Annotated in this window: 11 protein-coding genes and 1 pseudogene; 8 read left to right on the forward strand and 4 right to left on the reverse strand. The window is 70.7% G+C overall.

Annotated elements, in window-relative coordinates:
* Positions 1 to 125: 125 nt before the first annotated feature.
* From ACF09J_RS20535 to ACF09J_RS20550, 4 genes are all read left to right on the forward strand, one after another.
* Positions 126 to 2,021, forward strand: a complete 1,896-nt coding sequence (locus tag ACF09J_RS20535) for an ABC transporter transmembrane domain-containing protein (RefSeq protein ID WP_392306858.1) — start codon at positions 126 to 128, stop codon at positions 2,019 to 2,021.
* Positions 2,018 to 3,799 carry an ABC transporter ATP-binding protein gene (locus ACF09J_RS20540; RefSeq protein WP_392306859.1) on the forward strand — a complete coding sequence of 594 codons (1,782 nt, stop codon included), beginning with the start codon at positions 2,018 to 2,020 and terminating at the stop codon, positions 3,797 to 3,799. The genes ACF09J_RS20535 and ACF09J_RS20540 overlap by 4 nt, the downstream gene beginning before the upstream one ends.
* 367 nt (positions 3,800 to 4,166) lie before the next feature.
* Entirely contained in the window at positions 4,167 to 4,637 is a 471-nt protein-coding gene (locus ACF09J_RS20545; RefSeq protein WP_392306860.1) for a DUF5709 domain-containing protein, read from the forward strand.
* A gap of 50 nt (positions 4,638 to 4,687) precedes the next feature.
* Positions 4,688 to 4,960, forward strand: a complete 273-nt coding sequence (locus tag ACF09J_RS20550) for a type B 50S ribosomal protein L31 (protein ID WP_392306861.1) — start codon at positions 4,688 to 4,690, stop codon at positions 4,958 to 4,960.
* Positions 4,961 to 5,001: 41 nt separating this feature from the next.
* Here the strand turns inward: ACF09J_RS20550 and ACF09J_RS20555 are convergent, their stop codons facing one another.
* A complete protein-coding gene (locus tag ACF09J_RS20555) occupies positions 5,002 to 5,796 on the reverse strand; it encodes a metal-dependent hydrolase (RefSeq protein WP_392306862.1) in 795 nt (264 codons plus the stop codon).
* A gap of 145 nt (positions 5,797 to 5,941) precedes the next feature.
* On the opposite strand from ACF09J_RS20555, the gene ACF09J_RS20560 reads away from it, so the two are divergent.
* Positions 5,942 to 8,455, forward strand: coding sequence for a DEAD/DEAH box helicase (locus ACF09J_RS20560; RefSeq protein ID WP_392306863.1), 2,514 nt, complete (start codon positions 5,942 to 5,944; stop codon positions 8,453 to 8,455).
* Between the two features lie 40 nt (positions 8,456 to 8,495).
* On the forward strand, positions 8,496 to 9,365 hold the full coding sequence (locus ACF09J_RS20565; RefSeq protein WP_392306864.1) for an acyl-CoA thioesterase: 870 nt from the start codon (positions 8,496 to 8,498) through the stop codon (positions 9,363 to 9,365).
* Between the two features lie 306 nt (positions 9,366 to 9,671).
* Here the strand turns inward: ACF09J_RS20565 and ACF09J_RS20570 are convergent, their stop codons facing one another.
* The 3 genes and pseudogenes from ACF09J_RS20570 to ACF09J_RS20580 form a co-directional block, all read right to left on the reverse strand.
* Positions 9,672 to 10,052: a hypothetical protein gene (locus tag ACF09J_RS20570; RefSeq protein ID WP_392306865.1), complete on the reverse strand. Its 381-nt coding sequence runs from the start codon at positions 10,050 to 10,052 to the stop codon at positions 9,672 to 9,674.
* A gap of 200 nt (positions 10,053 to 10,252) precedes the next feature.
* Positions 10,253 to 11,272 (reverse strand): annotated as a pseudogene (asnB, locus tag ACF09J_RS20575) (asparagine synthase (glutamine-hydrolyzing)); the annotation flags it as partial.
* A 481-nt stretch (positions 11,273 to 11,753) separates the two neighbouring features.
* Positions 11,754 to 12,554 carry an IclR family transcriptional regulator gene (locus tag ACF09J_RS20580; protein ID WP_392306866.1) on the reverse strand — a complete coding sequence of 267 codons (801 nt, stop codon included), beginning with the start codon at positions 12,552 to 12,554 and terminating at the stop codon, positions 11,754 to 11,756.
* Positions 12,555 to 12,670: 116 nt separating this feature from the next.
* Here ACF09J_RS20580 and ACF09J_RS20585 point away from each other — a divergent pair, with 116 nt between their 5' ends.
* Together ACF09J_RS20585 and ACF09J_RS20590 are read left to right on the forward strand one after the other, a co-directional pair.
* Positions 12,671 to 13,609 carry a 5-dehydro-4-deoxyglucarate dehydratase gene (locus ACF09J_RS20585; RefSeq protein ID WP_392306867.1) on the forward strand — a complete coding sequence of 313 codons (939 nt, stop codon included), beginning with the start codon at positions 12,671 to 12,673 and terminating at the stop codon, positions 13,607 to 13,609.
* Positions 13,610 to 13,672: 63 nt separating this feature from the next.
* Entirely contained in the window at positions 13,673 to 15,010 is a 1,338-nt protein-coding gene (locus ACF09J_RS20590) for a gluconate:H+ symporter (RefSeq protein WP_392306868.1), read from the forward strand.
* Positions 15,011 to 15,044: the final 34 nt, after the last annotated feature.

The following is a 15,044-nucleotide window of genomic DNA, read 5'->3' on the forward strand; positions in this document are numbered from 1 at the left end:
CGGCCAATCCCGTACCCCCGTACGGAAAACCGCTTGCTCTCGACCACTTCGCGAGCCAGGCTGTCACGGCTCGCCCGCCGCCCCGGCGGCAGCGCTCCGCCACTGACACGAGCCACTGGGACGTCATGCAGATCCAAGACCTTCCGTATTCCGATCCGGGGGTTCCTGACGCACGCTCGGGTCCCCGACTCCTGTGGTGGCTGGGGCGCAACCAGCTCGGCGGGCAGATGAAGGCACTGGCGTGGGGGCTGCTGCACTTCGCCTCCGTCTCCTCCCTGCCGTTCTGCGTCGGCCTCGCCGTGCAGGCGGTCGTCGACCGTTCGGGTGCGCGGCTGGCCCTGGCCGGCGGGCTGCTGACGGTGGCTTGTGCCGGCAACGCGGTCGGCGACACCTACCTGCACCGCGCGGCGGTCACCAACTGGATCACGGCCGCCGCCCGCGTCCAGCAACTGCTCGCCCGAAAGGCCGCCGGCCTGGGCTCCGCGCTGACCCGGCGGGTGGCCGCCGGCGAGGTGGTCGCGGTCTCCACGGCGGACGTCGAGAAGATCGGCTGGTTCGTGGAGGCCGTGTCCCGGTTCACCGCGGCGGCCGTCACCATCGTGCTGGTCTGTGTCGCCCTGCTCTTCTACCAGCCCGCGCTGGGCGTGGTCGTCGCCGTGGGTCTGCCCGCGCTGGCTCTCGCGGTGCTGCCGCTGCTGCCCCGCGCGACCCGGCGCGCCGACGTCCAGCGGGAGAAGGCGGGCCGCGCCACCGAACTGGCCTCGGACACCGTCGCCGGGCTGCGGGTGCTGCGCGGCATCGGCGGGGAGGAGCTGTTCCTCGATCGCTACCGGCGTGCCTCCCAGGAGGTGCGGCACGCGGCCGTCCGCAGTGCCCGCATGTGGTCACTCATCGCCGCGATCCAGGTTCTGCTGCCGGGCCTGCTGCTGATCGGGGTCGTCTGGTACGGCGTCCACCTGGCCCGCGCGGGCCGGATCGGCGTGGGCGAACTCGTCACCGTCTACAGCTCGGTCATGGTCCTCACCTATCCGCTGAGGCACTTCGTCGAGATCGCCATGGCGTACTCCTTCTCCCGACCTTCGGCCACCCGGGCCGCGCGGGTGCTGTCCCTGGAACGGGCCACCGACGGGACCGGGACACGGGCGCCCGTCGTGCCGTCAGGTGATCTGCACGACCCGGAGACCGGCCTCCGGGCGCCGGCCGGCCGGCTCACCGCCGTGGTCTGCGGCGACCCGGACGCGGCGGGCCGGCTGGCGGAACGGCTCGGCGGCCACCCCACCGAGCCGGGCACCTCGGCGCGGCTCGGGGGCGTACCGCTGGACGAGTTGCCGCTCGGCTCCGCGCGCACCGCCGTCCTGGTCCAGGACAAGGACCCGGTACTGCTGTCCGGATCGCTGCGCGCACTGCTCGACGTGCCCGCCTCGGGAAAGGTCACCGCCGGGGAGGCGCTCACCGCCGCCCAGTGCGACGACGTCCTGGACGCGCTCGCGCAGTCGTCGCCGGCCGCCGACGACCCGATGGACGTCCGGATCACCGAGCGCGGCCGGTCCCTGTCCGGCGGCCAGCGCCAGCGCCTGGCTCTGGCCCGGTCGCTGATCACCGACCCGGAGGTGCTCGTCCTCGACGAACCCACCTCCGCCGTCGACTCCCACACCGAGGCGCGGATCGCCCAGGGCCTGAGCGGCCTGCGGGCCGAACGCACCACGGTCGTGTTCACCTCCTCGCCCCTGCTCCTGGACCGTGCCGACCGGGTGGTGCTCGTCCACGAGGGCGCGGTCGCCGCGGTCGGTGTGCACCGGGACCTTCTCCGCACCGAACCCCGGTACCGCGCGGTGGTGACCCGGGAGACCGACGAGGAACGCGCCGCGCACGACCTGCTCGACGGCGGCGGCAGACTGCGGGCCGCACCGCAACACCCGTCGGACGACGCGCCGCGCGACGACGAGGCCGCCCCGCGGGACGCCACGGAAAAGCCCCTGGAAGAGACGGATCAGATGGAAGAGATGGAGGAGACGGCGTGATCGGCGTGGCGCCCCCCGCGTACGACCCGGCGGCCCCGACGACGGCCGACACCCTGCCCGTCGGCTCCGCCTCGACCGTGCGCTCCTATGTGAGCGAACTGCTGCGTCGGCACCGGCGCGACTTCGTCCTGCTCATCACCGTCAACACCGTCGCCGTGATGGCCTCCATGGCCGGCCCCTGGCTGCTGGGCGGTCTGGTGGAACGGGTGTCGGACCCCACCCGCGAGCTGCATCTGCCGCTCACCGCCGCGCTGTTCGTCGCCGCGTTGCTCGTCCAGGCGGTGTTCGTACGGGAAGTTCGGCTGCGCGGGGCGATGCTCGGCGAGCGGATGCTGGCCGACCTGCGCGAGGACTTCCTCGTCCGGTCGGTGGGCCTGCCGCCGGGCGTGCTGGAGCGGGCGGGCACCGGCGACCTGCTCTCCCGCATCACCACCGACATCGACCGCCTCGCCAACGCGATGCGCGAGGCCGTGCCGCAACTGGCGATCGGGGTCGTGTGGGTGGCGCTGCTGCTGGGCGGTCTGATCGTGACCGCGCCACCGCTCGGCGCGGCCGTGCTGCTGGCCGTGCCGCTGCTGGTGGTCGGCTGCCGCTGGTACTTCCGGCGGGCACCGTCCGCCTACCGCTCGGAGGCCGCGGGCTACGCCGCCGTGGCCGCCGCGCTCACCGAGACCGTCGACGCGGGGCGCACCGTGGAGGCACACCGCCTCGGCGAACGCCGCGTCGCCCTGTCGGAACTGCGGATCACCCAATGGACCGCGTGGGAACGCTACACGCTCTGGCTGCGGTCGGTGCTCTTCCCGGTCGTCAACGTCACCCACGTCACCGTGCTCGCCTCGGTGCTCATGGCCGGCGGCGTGTTCGTCCTGCGGGGCTGGATCGGGGTCGGCCAGCTGACGACGGGCGCCCTCATCGCGCAGATGCTGGTCGACCCTGTGGGGCTGATCCTGCGCTGGTACGACGAGTTGCAGGTGGCACAGGTGTCGCTGGCCCGGCTCGTCGGAGTGCGCGACATCGAGCCGGACGCCGGGGACGACTCCCTGGCCCCCGCCGGCCGGGACGTGGACGCGGAACGGGTGCGCTTCGGCTACCGGGAGGGCGTCGACGTGCTGCGCGAGGTCTCCCTGAAGGTCGCCCCGGGCACGCGGCTGGCCCTGGTCGGCCCGTCCGGCGCCGGGAAGTCCACGCTGGGCCGTCTGCTCGCGGGGATCTACGCGCCCCGGGACGGCCGGATAGCTCTCGGCGGCGCCGAACTCTCCCGGATGCCCGCGGAACGCGTCCGCTCCCATGTCGCCCTCGTCAACCAGGAGCACCACGTCTTCGTGGGCTCCCTGCGCGACAACCTGCTGCTGGCCCGCACGGACGCCGTCGACGCCGAGCTGTGGGCGGCACTGGGCGCGGTCGACGCGGACGGCTGGGCCCGCGCCCTCGACGACGGTCTGGACACCGAGGTCGGCTCCGGCGGTCTTGCCCTCACCCCTGCCCAGGCCCAGCAGATCGCCCTGGCCCGGCTGGTCCTGGCCGATCCGCACACGCTGGTCCTGGACGAGGCGACCTCGCTGCTCGACCCGCGTGCGGCCCGGCATCTGGAGCGGTCCCTGGCCCGCGTCCTGGACGGCCGCACGGTCGTCGCCATCGCCCACCGGCTCCACACGGCCCACGACGCCGACGTCATCGCCGTGGTCGAGAACGGCCGCATCAGCGAGCTGGGCAGTCACGACGAGCTCGTGGCGGCGAACGGCGCCTACGCGGCGCTGTGGCGCTCCTGGCACGGGTGACCGCACGAAGGCTCCAGGCCCTCTCTGGCGTTCGGGCTGGCAGGTGCGGTGACGGTGCGGCGGCGGACATGGCGAGGGGCGCGGCCGCCGGTGCCGGTCCCATGACGGTGACGGCTGCGGTCGGCGGGCCTGGCCGGGGGCGGCACCGACCGGGACCGCACCAGCGCTGGAGGGGGCGCCGGGCGGGTGTCGCGGCCGGTGCCGTTGCGCGGTGCCGAACAGCGGTGGAAGGCTGGAAAGCGGAAACGGCTCGGGGAGCGCCCGGGAACCGTACGGTTCGTGCCGGGTGCCGGCTGTGCCCCGCGCACCGGCGGCCGCACGGCGGCCGCGGAGAGAACGGGCCCGTCCCCACCACCTGGAGGTACCCGTGGACAGCGCCGACGGATGGGGAGACGACGTCTACCAGCCCGACGACTCCGAGGTCAAAGAAGACACGGGAGTGCTCGACCCGGAGGACACGCTGGTGTACGACGGTGTCGACGATCCCCTGGACCGTGGCTGGTCGCCGCCGGAGCGGCCGTGGGCCGTGGAGCACACCGGCGTGACCGCCGAGGAGCGCCACCAGGGCGAAACCCTGGACCAACGCCTCTCCGAGGAACTGCCCGAACCGGTCGCCTGGGACGGCGACGACATGGGCGACTGCGAGGACACCGACGGGGAACTCCTGGACAACGAGGTCGGTGCCGCCCGCTCCGGTCGTCTCGTCGCCCCCGACGAGGGAGCGCACGAGGACGACGAGAGCGCCCTGGTCGCCACCGACGTGGGCATCGACGGCGCGGCCGCGTCCGCGGAGGAGGCCGCGATGCACGTCGTCGACGAGGAGACCCCTCGGGCCTGACCCGGCCGCCCGCGTGCCTCACTCTGTCCCCCGCCGCACGAGGAGCACCCATGCAGCAGGACAAGCACCCCGACTACCACCCCGTCGTGTTCCGGGACCGCGCCGCCGGTTACGCCTTCCTCACCCGGTCCACCGCGCGCAGTGAGCAGACCATCGAGTGGGACGACGGCGCGACCTACCCGGTCGTGGACGTGGAGATCTCCTCGGAGAGCCACCCGTTCTACACCGGCAGGGCCCGCACGGTGGACTCGGAGGGCCGGATCGCCCGGTTCGAGCGGCGCTACGGCGGCGGTCAGGCGCCCGGAGGCGACGGAGCCGCCTGACCGGCCACCGGCGCCGGAGCGAGCCCTGCTGAGCGCCTCCCTCAGATGACGTTCAGCGCGACCACGCAGCCCACTCCGCCGAGCACCATGAACGCCGGCATCAGCACCTTGAGCTCGACCCAGTCGCCGGCCCGGAACCGCATCGCCTTCGGCGGCCCGATCGGGTACCAGCGCTTGCGGCCGATCGGTATCGGCCACAGGATGGGGCACCCGGAGACGGTCAGCGCGTCCCCGAGGTCGTGCATGAGCGCGCCCAGCACGATCGGCAGGCCCAGCCACAGGTACTCCTGGCCCGGCGCGGTGAACAGCCAGTCCGACCCGTTGCCGGGCTGGTCGAGGACGTCCGCCAGGATCCAGGCGCTGGTCGCGGCCAGCAGCCAGACCAGCACCGTGCTGCTGGAGCCGCGGGCCGCCCGCCACAGCAGGCCCTCGATGGCCAGCACCATGTGCACGAAGAGAATGCCCAGCACCGCCCAGCGGCCTCCGGTGATCGCCAGCACGGAGGTGCCCGCCCCGATCAGCACCGCCCACAGCCAGGTGTGCGTCAGCGTCCGATGCCCGCCGGAGCGGCGCGGGTCGCCCTGCTTCCGGGTCGCCTTGTAGACGGTGTACGACAGCTTGTCGACGATCTCGCACAACGCGTGCGAGACCGGTCCGAAGGCGCGCGAAATGGTGGCGGCCTTGTGGTCCAGGTCCGGGGCGAGCGCGGCCCCGGCGCAGATCAGCGCACCGACCAGCAGGACCGGCCAGGGCATCGGGTGCCCGGCCGCGGCGACCGCCGCTCCGACGCCGAGCCAGGCCGCCGCGCCCGACAGTGAGTGTGCTGGTCCCATCATGGCCGTTGCCCGCCCCATTCCTCTTGCGCCGCTGTCCAGTTGACCCGGTGTGCCGAAGTACTGCCGGCGACACAGCGTAGCGGTCTTGATCTTCGGTCCGGCATCCGATTCCCGTCTCGGCCGGGGTGCCAGGCAAGATGGGGGCGTGACCCTCATCGATCAGCTCCCGCCGACCGCCGACCCCGACGCCCTGTACGAGGCCTTCGAATCCTGGGCGCAGGAGCGCGGTCTTACGCTCTACCCCCACCAGGAGGAGGCGCTGATCGAGGCGGTCTCCGGGGCCAACGTGATCGTGTCGACGCCCACCGGGTCCGGCAAGAGCATGATCGCCGCCGGCGCCCACTTCGCCGCGCTGGCCAGGGACGAGGTCACCTTCTACACGGCACCGATCAAAGCGCTGGTGTCGGAGAAGTTCTTCGAACTGTGCAAGTTGTTCGGCACCGAGAACGTCGGCATGCTCACCGGCGACGCCTCCGTGAACGCCGACGCCCCCGTCATCTGCTGCACGGCGGAGGTCCTCGCGTCGATCGCGCTGCGCGACGGCAAGGACGCCGACGTCGGCCAGGTCGTCATGGACGAGTTCCACTTCTACGCGGAGCCCGACCGGGGCTGGGCCTGGCAGATTCCGCTCCTTGAACTGCCGCAGGCGCAGTTCGTCCTGATGTCGGCGACGCTCGGCGACGTCTCCTTCTTCGAGAAGGACCTCGCCCGCCGCACCGGCCGCCCGACCGCGGTGGTCCGCTCGGCCACCCGCCCGGTTCCCCTGTCGTACGAGTACCGGCGCACCCCGCTGACCGAGACGCTCACCGATCTGCTGCAGACGCGCCAGGCGCCGGTGTACATCGTCCACTTCACCCAGGCGCAGGCGGTGGAGCGGGCGCAGGCGCTGATGAGCATCAACATGTGCTCGCGTGAGGAGAAGGACCAGATCGCCGAGCTGATCGGCAACTTCCGCTTCACCACCAGGTTCGGCCGCAACCTCTCCCGCTACGTCCGGCACGGCATCGGTGTCCACCACGCCGGCATGCTGCCCAAGTACCGGCGTCTGGTGGAGAAGCTGGCGCAGGCCGGGCTGCTGAAGGTGATCTGCGGCACGGACACGCTCGGCGTGGGCGTCAACGTGCCGATCCGTACGGTGCTGTTCACCGCGCTGACCAAGTACGACGGCAGCCGGGTACGCACGCTGCGCGCCCGTGAGTTCCACCAGATCGCCGGCCGGGCCGGCCGCGCGGGCTTCGACACCGAGGGCTTCGTCTGCGCGCAGGCCCCCGAGCACGTCATCGAGAACGAGAAGGCCCTCGCCAAGGCGGGCGACGACCCGAAGAAGCGCCGCAAGGTCGTCCGCAAGAAGGCGCCGGAGGGCTTCGTCGGCTGGTCGGACAGCACCTTCGACAAACTCATCGCCTCCGAACCCGAGCCCCTGACCTCCCGCTTCCGCGTGACGCACACGATGCTGCTGTCGGTGATCGCACGGCCGGGCAACGCCTTCGAGGCGATGCGGCGCCTGCTCGAGGACAACCACGAGCCGCGCAAGCAGCAGCTGAGGCACATCCGACGGGCGATCGCCATCTACCGCTCGCTGCTGGACGGCGGCATCGTGGAGAAGCTGGACCGGCCGGACGCAGAAGGCCGGATCGTCCGGCTCACGGTCGATCTCCAGCAGGACTTCGCGCTCAACCAGCCGCTGTCCACCTTCGCGCTCGCCGCGTTCGAGCTGCTGGATCCCGAATCGCCTTCCTACGCACTGGACATGGTGTCCGTCGTGGAGTCCACGCTGGACGATCCGCGGCAGATCCTCTCCGCCCAGCAGAACAAGGCGCGAGGCGAGGCCGTGGCCGCGATGAAGGCGGACGGGGTCGAGTACGAGGAGCGCATGGAGCGCCTCCAGGAGATCACGTACCCCAAGCCGCTGGAAGAGCTGCTCTTCCACGCGTACAACACCTACCGCAAGAGCCACCCCTGGGTGGGCGACCACCCGCTGTCGCCGAAATCCGTGATCCGCGACATGTACGAACGGGCCATGTCCTTCACGGAGTTGGTGTCCCACTACGAGCTGGCCCGCACCGAGGGCATTGTGCTGCGCTACCTGGCCAGCGCGTACAAGGCCCTGGAGCACACCGTCCCGGACGACCTGAAGTCCGAGGACCTTCAGGACCTGATCGCCTGGCTCGGCGAGATGGTGCGCCAGGTCGACTCCAGCCTGCTGGACGAGTGGGAGCAGCTGGCCAACCCGGAGGAGATGACCGCGGAGGAGGCCCAGGAGAAGGCCGACCAGGTCAAGCCGGTCACCTCCAACGCGCGCGCGTTCCGCGTCCTGGTCCGCAACGCCATGTTCCGCCGCGCCGAACTCGCCGCCCTCGACCAGGTCGCGGAGCTGGGCGAGATGGACGCCGAGGCCGGATGGGACGCCGAGGCCTGGGGCGAGGCGATGGACAAGTACTGGGACGAGTACGACGACCTCGGTACCGGTCCCGACGCCCGCGGGCCCAAGCTGCTGGTGATCAAGGAGGAGCCGCAGAACGCGCTGTGGCGCGTGCGGCAGATCTTCGACGACCCCGCCGGCGACCACGACTGGGGCATCAGCGCCGAGGTCGATCTCGCGGCGTCCGACGCCGAGGGCCGCGCGGTCATCCGTGTGACCGACGTCGGTCAGCTGTGAGCCAAGGTCGCCCCGTTCTGAACCCAGGAGTCTTCCACCCATGACGAACCCGGCCGAAAGGCTCGTCGACCTGCTCGACCTGGAGCAGATAGAAGTCAACATCTTCCGCGGTCGCAGTCCGCAGGAGTCCCTCCAGAGGGTCTTCGGCGGCCAGGTGGCCGGCCAGGCGCTGGTCGCCGCCGGGCGCACCACGGACGGCGAGCGCCCGGTCCACTCACTGCACGCGTACTTCCTGCGCCCGGGCCGGCCGGGTGTGCCGATCGTGTACCAGGTGGAGCGGGTACGGGACGGGCGGTCCTTCACCACCCGCCGGGTCACCGCCGTACAGCAGGGCCGGACGATCTTCAATCTGACCGCCTCCTTCCACAAGCCCGAACAAGGCAGCTTCGAGCACCAGATGCCGCCGGAGCGCGAGATCCCGGAGCCGGAGTCCCTGCCGACGGTCGCGGACGAGATCCGGGAGCATCTGGGCACGCTGCCGGAGCAGTTGGAGCGCATGGCACGGCGTCAGCCGTTCGACATCCGGTACGTGGACCGGCTGCGCTGGAGCGCCGAGGACCTCAAGGAAGCCGAACCGCGCAGCGCCGTGTGGATGCGCGCGGTGGGGCCGCTCGGTGACGACCCGCTCGTGCACACCTGCGCGCTGACCTACGCCAGCGACATGACCTTGCTCGACGCGGTGCGCATCCCGGTCGAGCCGCTGTGGGGGCCGCGGGGCTTCGACATGGCGTCGCTGGACCACGCCATGTGGTTCCACCGGCCGTTCCGTGCGGACGAGTGGTTCCTGTACGACCAGGAGTCGCCGATCGCGGTGGGCGGCCGGGGCCTTGCCCGGGGCCGCATCTACAACCTCGAGGGGCAACTGATCGTGTCCGTGGTGCAGGAGGGGCTGTTCCGCAAGGTGGGCTGACCTGCGGTTTCACCGACCATCGGTCGGCCCGCGCCGCGTCGTGCGACGCTCCGCGGGCCGGCCGTTACGACGTTCCGGGACCGTGCTCCATCCCGTGCGTTTCAGCGCCTTAGTCGGCATCTGCTTCCACGCTCGCACCGCTGCCCGCCCCACGCGCGCCGAGGCCGCTGGGCCGGGCATGCGAATAGCCTCCAGCAGCAGGCGGTGCGGTGCGGTGCGGTGCGACGTAACCTTCCTGCAGGGCTAGACGTTGAACACGGCACGCGTGCAGCCCCCGTGGACGCGTACGCGGAGGAGGGGCCCTGATCACGCCCGGGCCTTCGGGCCCCTCCTGCGTCTGGGCTGCCTGCTACAGGCGTCGAACTGGTGAAGGGGCGGTATTGCTGGTGGGCGCAATGCCTCGGCCTCACGGTGTTCACATCGCGCGGCGACCTGGTCGAGGCGAAAGACCTCCGGGAAGCCGTGCACGATGACGGTGCCGGTACTGCCGTCCGCCGCGGTGACCGTGAGCGCCGCCGCCTCCGGCACCAGCAGCAGGGACGCGACGCCGCCGAAGGCACGGGCACTGTCGGCCACGGCTCGCTCGATGAGATGGGCGCCCTCGCCGGACGAGCGCAGCAACAGGCCGGCCAGCCGGGCCAGGAACGCCGTGAGATCGTCGATATCCGCGACCGATCGCTGCTCCACGCCCGCCTCCACCGCCTGTTCCTCGCTCCAGAGCCAGGAGTTCCTGCTTACACGAGCGGCCGCCTCAGGGCACCTCGGGCGGCACGATCCCCGTCATGGGTGAGGGCTCGAAAGCCCTCAAACCGTTCCTCGCCGAAGTGCGGGCACGCCGGACCGGAATCGCGGAGGCCGACCGCAGACTGATGGAGATCGAGGCGGCGCCGCCGCCGTACCCGTGGTGGCTGAAGTTTCTCGGCATCGTGCTGTTCGCGCTGGGTTTCGCACCGTTGCTGTACGACGTCGTGGACGTAGGGGGTGTCCGGCGTGGAGCGCAGACCGTCGGGGATGAAGTTCTCGCTCTGGCCGACGAAGTCGACGGAGAAGCTGCGCACCGTCTCCTTTCCGCGCATCTGCTCGACGGCCAGTGCCGTGATCGCACTGGAGTCCAGACCACCCGAGAGCAGGACGCACCGCGGCACGTCGGAGACCAACTGGCGGCGGACGATGTCGTCGAGTAGCTCTCGCACCCGCGCCACGGTGTCCTGGCGGCTGTCGGTGTGCTCGGCAGCACGCAGCTGCCAGTAGGGGCGGGCACGCAGGCCCGAGCGCTCGACGGTGACCACCGTGCCCGGCTCCACCTCCCTCATCGCCGCCCAGACGGCGTGGCCGGGGGTCTTGGCCCTGGAGAACAGCTCGCGCAGGCCGTCCAGTTCGACACTGCGGGGCACCATGGGGTTGGCCAGGACGGCGGGGCTCGGAGCCGAACAGCACGCCGTCTTCGGTCGGGAAGTAGTACAGGGGCTTGATGCCCATGCGGTCGCGGATCAGGAGCAGCGACTTTGACCGTCCGTCCCAGATCGCGAACGCGAACATGCCGTTCAGGCGTTCGTGAGTTCAGCGCCCCATTCCAGATAGCCACGCAGCACGACCTCGGTATCGCTGTCGGTCCGAAAGCGGTGCCCGCGATGGCGCAGCTCGTCACGCAACTCCGTGTGGTTGTAGGCCTCCCCGGAATACACCAGCACGACATCGCCGTCCGGGGTGTCCTGCGTCATCGGCTGGACGCCGCCGGGCAGGTCGATGATGGCGAGCCGACGGTGGCCCATGGCCGCGTGGCGGTCGAGCCAGAGGCCCTGTGCATCCGGTCCACGGCAGGCCATCGTGGCGTTCACGGCCTCGGCGACGGGGCGTTCCTGCCGCAGGTCACGCCCATAGGACACCCAACCGGAGATTCCACACATGGGGGCCTCCTCATCGTGGAGAAGCATGGAAAAGTATCCGGCTTCGTGGAGATCCGCCCCCGCAAGCACTAACAGCGACCCCGGACCCGCGCAGCTCATGCCCTGGCATCCCGCGGTGGTGCGCGCCGCCGACCTCCCCGGGGCCTCGCCCCCAGGCGGTGCGTTGCAGGACGATCATGGCTGCGTCGGCGGCCACGTGCCCGCCGACGCGGTCGAGCAGATCGGCGTACAGGTGGCGGACCAAGCCTCGGGGCTCTCCTGGGCCCAGCAGGCCGCTCGTTCAGCCAGCGGACGGTGGCCGCCCCTGCCTAACAGCAGAGCCGCTGAGACGGCCGGTCGGGTCCCCTCTCCCAAGGTCCGGACCATAGCCGGGCCAACGTCTGCCCGTATCCCTTCACACAGTGCATTCGAACGTGTGCCGAGTCGGCGCAGTGCGGTGGGCTCACAACCATCGTGGACACTCGTGAGGCCTGCCGCTCGCTCATCGTTGCGGTTCCCGCCAGTCGACGTCACGGGACGGTAGCGGCAGGAGGGTCTCGATCTTTGTGCGGACCTCGCGCATGACGGCGACGATGCGGTGTTCGTGTTCGTCGGTGAGGCGGGAGGTCGGCACCGAGCAGCTGATGGCGTCGGTGGCAGGGGTGTCGTAGCGCAGGGCGAAGCCAAAGCCGGTGATGCCGGTGACGGTTTCCTCGTGGTCGATGGAGTAGCCACGTTCCCGCACCTCGGCCAGGTCGGCCAGCAGTGACGTCCGGGTGGTGAGCGTGTTTGGGGTGGAGGCCGGCAACGGGTCTTCGGGTAGCGGGAGTTCGTCGTCCGGGCACTCGGCGAGCAGGGCCTTGCCCAGGGCGCCGACGTGTGCGGGGACCCGGCGGCCGACCCTGCTGATCGTCCGCAGGTACTCGTGGGATTCCCTGGTCGCCAGGTAGACGACATCCGCGCCGTCCAGCCGGGCCAGGTGGATGGTTTCACCCAGGGCGTCCGACGCCTCGTCGAGGTAAGGGCGGACCAGGCGGACGCGCATGTCGCTGTCCAGGTAGCTGGTGCCGGTCAGCAGCGCCCGGATGCCGATGCCGTACAGGGACCCGGTGGTGTCGGTGCGGACCCAGCCGTGCTCGACGAGGGTCTGGAGCAGTGCGTACATACTGCTGCGGGGCACGCCCAGTTCCTCGGAAAGCTCGCGCAGCCGCGCCGGGCGGTCACCCCTCGCGGCCAGCAGTTCCAGCAGTGCGACGGTTCGGACCGCTGACTTCACTTCGGGTACGCCCCCACTCTGCGCCATGTCGCGATCCTAAGCCCGTCGGTGCAGAGCCCTTGACCTCAACTGTCCATGTACCTAGCCTCCGTCTTCATACATAGACACCGTCTTTATTTGAAGACGCTTCCAGTGGGGTGGACATGAGGGAGATCGCGGACGTCGTGCGGCGTCTCGGTGAAGGGATGGGGCGGGGTGTGCTGTCCTTCCCGCTGACGAGTTTTCAGCGCAACGGCGACCTGGATCCGGGCGCCTACCATGCCTACCTCGAACGGCAGATCGCGGCCGGCCCGGGAGCGGTCTTCCCCGCCTGCGGGACGGGTGAGTTCACAGCCCTGGACGAGGACGAGTACCGCACGGTCATCACCATCGCGGTCGACGTGGCACGCGGACGCCTTCCGGTCGTCGCGGGCATCGGCTACGGCTGGGCCCAGGCACTGCGCTTCGCGCGGATCGCGCAGGACGCGGGCGCGGACGCCGCGCTCGTCCTCCCGCACTATCTGATCCAGGCACCCCAGGACGGCCTCGTGGAACAGCTGCGCAGGATCGCCGACGGCACCCGGCTGCCCCTGATCGCCTACCAGCGCGACCAGGTCGCCTTCACCGCCGACAGCCTGCGCGACATCGCCCGGATCCCGACCGTCATCGGTCTGAAGGACGGTCACAGCGACCTCGACCGCCTGCAACGCCTCACCCTGGCCGCGCCCGACGACTTCCTCTTCTTCAACGGCGCCGCCACGGCCGAGGTCCAGGCTCGTGCGTACGCCGGTATGGGCGTGCGCGCCTATTCGTCGGCCGTCCACGCATTCGCCCCTGAAATCGCACGCGCCTTCTTCGAGGCCTTTCACAAGAACGATTCGGACCGCATGGACGAGTTGCTGCGCGGCTTCTACGTCCCGCTCGTCGAACTGCGCGACCGCAGGCCCGGGTACGCCGTCTCGCTGGTCAAGGCGGCGGCCCGGCTGCGCGGACTGCCCGTGGGCTCCGTACGCGCCCCGCTCACCGACCCCGGCCCGGACGACCTCGCCGCCCTCCGCGATCTCCTGGACCACGGTCTGGACCTGGTCGGCGTCGAGCACTGACCCCGAGCGGAAGCCCAACAGCCGGAAGACAGCCGACAGCACAGTTCAAAGGAGAACTGATTCATGCCACTTGTCGTCGTCGGGATCAGCGTGCTGGTCCTGCTCTTCCTCATGACGAAGCTCAGACTGAACGGCTTCGCCTCCCTCCTCCTCGTGGCCGTCGGCGTTGCCCTAGTGCGAGGGATCCCGGTCGCGGACATCCCGGACGTTCTCTCCAAGGGCATCGGCGGCCAGATCGGCGACACGATGCTCACCATCGGGCTCGGCGCGATGGTCGGCCGTGTCATGGGGGACTCCGGCGCCGCCCAGCGCATAGCCGCCAAGCTGCTCGCTGTCTGCGGTCCGCGCTGGGTGCAGGTCGCCATGGTGCTGACGGCCATGCTCATCGGCGTCACGATGTTCTACGAGGTCGCCTTCGTCATCATCGTGCCCGTCGCCTTCACGCTCGTGCGGGTCACCCGCTCGAACCTGCTCTGGGTCGGACTGCCGATGTCCATCGCGCTGTCCACCATGCACAGCTTCCTGCCCCCGCACCCGGGCCCGACCGCGGTGGCCGCGACCTTCCACGCCTCGGTCGGACTGACCTTGTTCTACGGCCTGTTCATCGCCGTCCCGGCCGGCGCGCTCATCGCCCTGGTGTGGCCGAGGCTGCCGTTCGTCCGGGCGATGAACCCGTCCGTGCCCACGGGCCTGGTGAGCGACCGCACCTTCGAGGAGGAAGAGATGCCGAGCACCGCCTGGTCGCTGTCGGTCGCCCTCCTGCCCGTGGTGCTGATCGCGGGCGCGGCGGTGACCGACATGGTCACCTCGGCGGACACCGCGTGGGTGCACTTCATCAACTTCGTCGGCTCGGCGCCGATCGCGCTGCTGCTGACGCTGCTCGTCGCGGTCTGGGCCTTCGGACCGCGCATCGGCCGGAGCCTGGAGGAGGTCAGTGCCTCGTGCCGGGGAGCGGCGCAGGCGATGGCGATGATCCTGCTGGTGATCGGGGCCGGCGGCGCCTTCAAACAGGTCCTCGTGGACGGCGGGATCTCGGACTACATCAAGCAGGCGACCTCGGGCTGGTCCGTGTCGCCGATCATCCTGGCCTGGCTCATCGCCGTGATCCTCAGGGTGGCGCTGGGCTCGGCGACGGTCGCCGTCGTCACGGCGTCCGGTGTCGCGCTGCCGCTGGTCGCGGGCAGCGGGATCCACGCCGAAATCATGGTGCTCGCCGTCTCCTGCGGCTCGATCGCCTTCTCGCACGTCAACGACCCGGGCTTCTGGATGTTCAAGGAGTACTTCAACCTGTCGGTCATCGACGCGATCAAGGTCCGTACCACCTACACGACCGTCCTCGCGATCCTCGGCCTGGGCGGCGTCCTGGCCATGGAACGTGTCCTGGACGTCCTCAACCTGTGAGTGGACGCCCTCACCCGTGAGCGGGCGCCGTAGC

Origin of the sequence: Streptomyces sp. NPDC014889 (assembly GCF_043081205.1) — a bacterium.
In the GTDB taxonomy this organism is placed as follows: domain Bacteria; phylum Actinomycetota; class Actinomycetes; order Streptomycetales; family Streptomycetaceae; genus Streptomyces.

Coding starts and splice junctions, on each gene's coding strand:
- ACF09J_RS20550 (WP_392306861.1), top strand. CDS start 4,688: ATGCAGCAGGACAAGCACCCCGACTACCACCCCGTCGTGTTCCGGGAC.
- ACF09J_RS20565 (WP_392306864.1), top strand. CDS start 8,496: ATGACGAACCCGGCCGAAAGGCTCGTCGACCTGCTCGACCTGGAGCAG.
- ACF09J_RS20535 (WP_392306858.1), top strand. CDS start 126: ATGCAGATCCAAGACCTTCCGTATTCCGATCCGGGGGTTCCTGACGCA.
- ACF09J_RS20585 (WP_392306867.1), top strand. CDS start 12,671: ATGAGGGAGATCGCGGACGTCGTGCGGCGTCTCGGTGAAGGGATGGGG.
- ACF09J_RS20580 (WP_392306866.1), bottom strand. CDS start 12,554: ATGGCGCAGAGTGGGGGCGTACCCGAAGTGAAGTCAGCGGTCCGAACC.
- ACF09J_RS20555 (WP_392306862.1), bottom strand. CDS start 5,796: ATGATGGGACCAGCACACTCACTGTCGGGCGCGGCGGCCTGGCTCGGC.
- ACF09J_RS20590 (WP_392306868.1), top strand. CDS start 13,673: ATGCCACTTGTCGTCGTCGGGATCAGCGTGCTGGTCCTGCTCTTCCTC.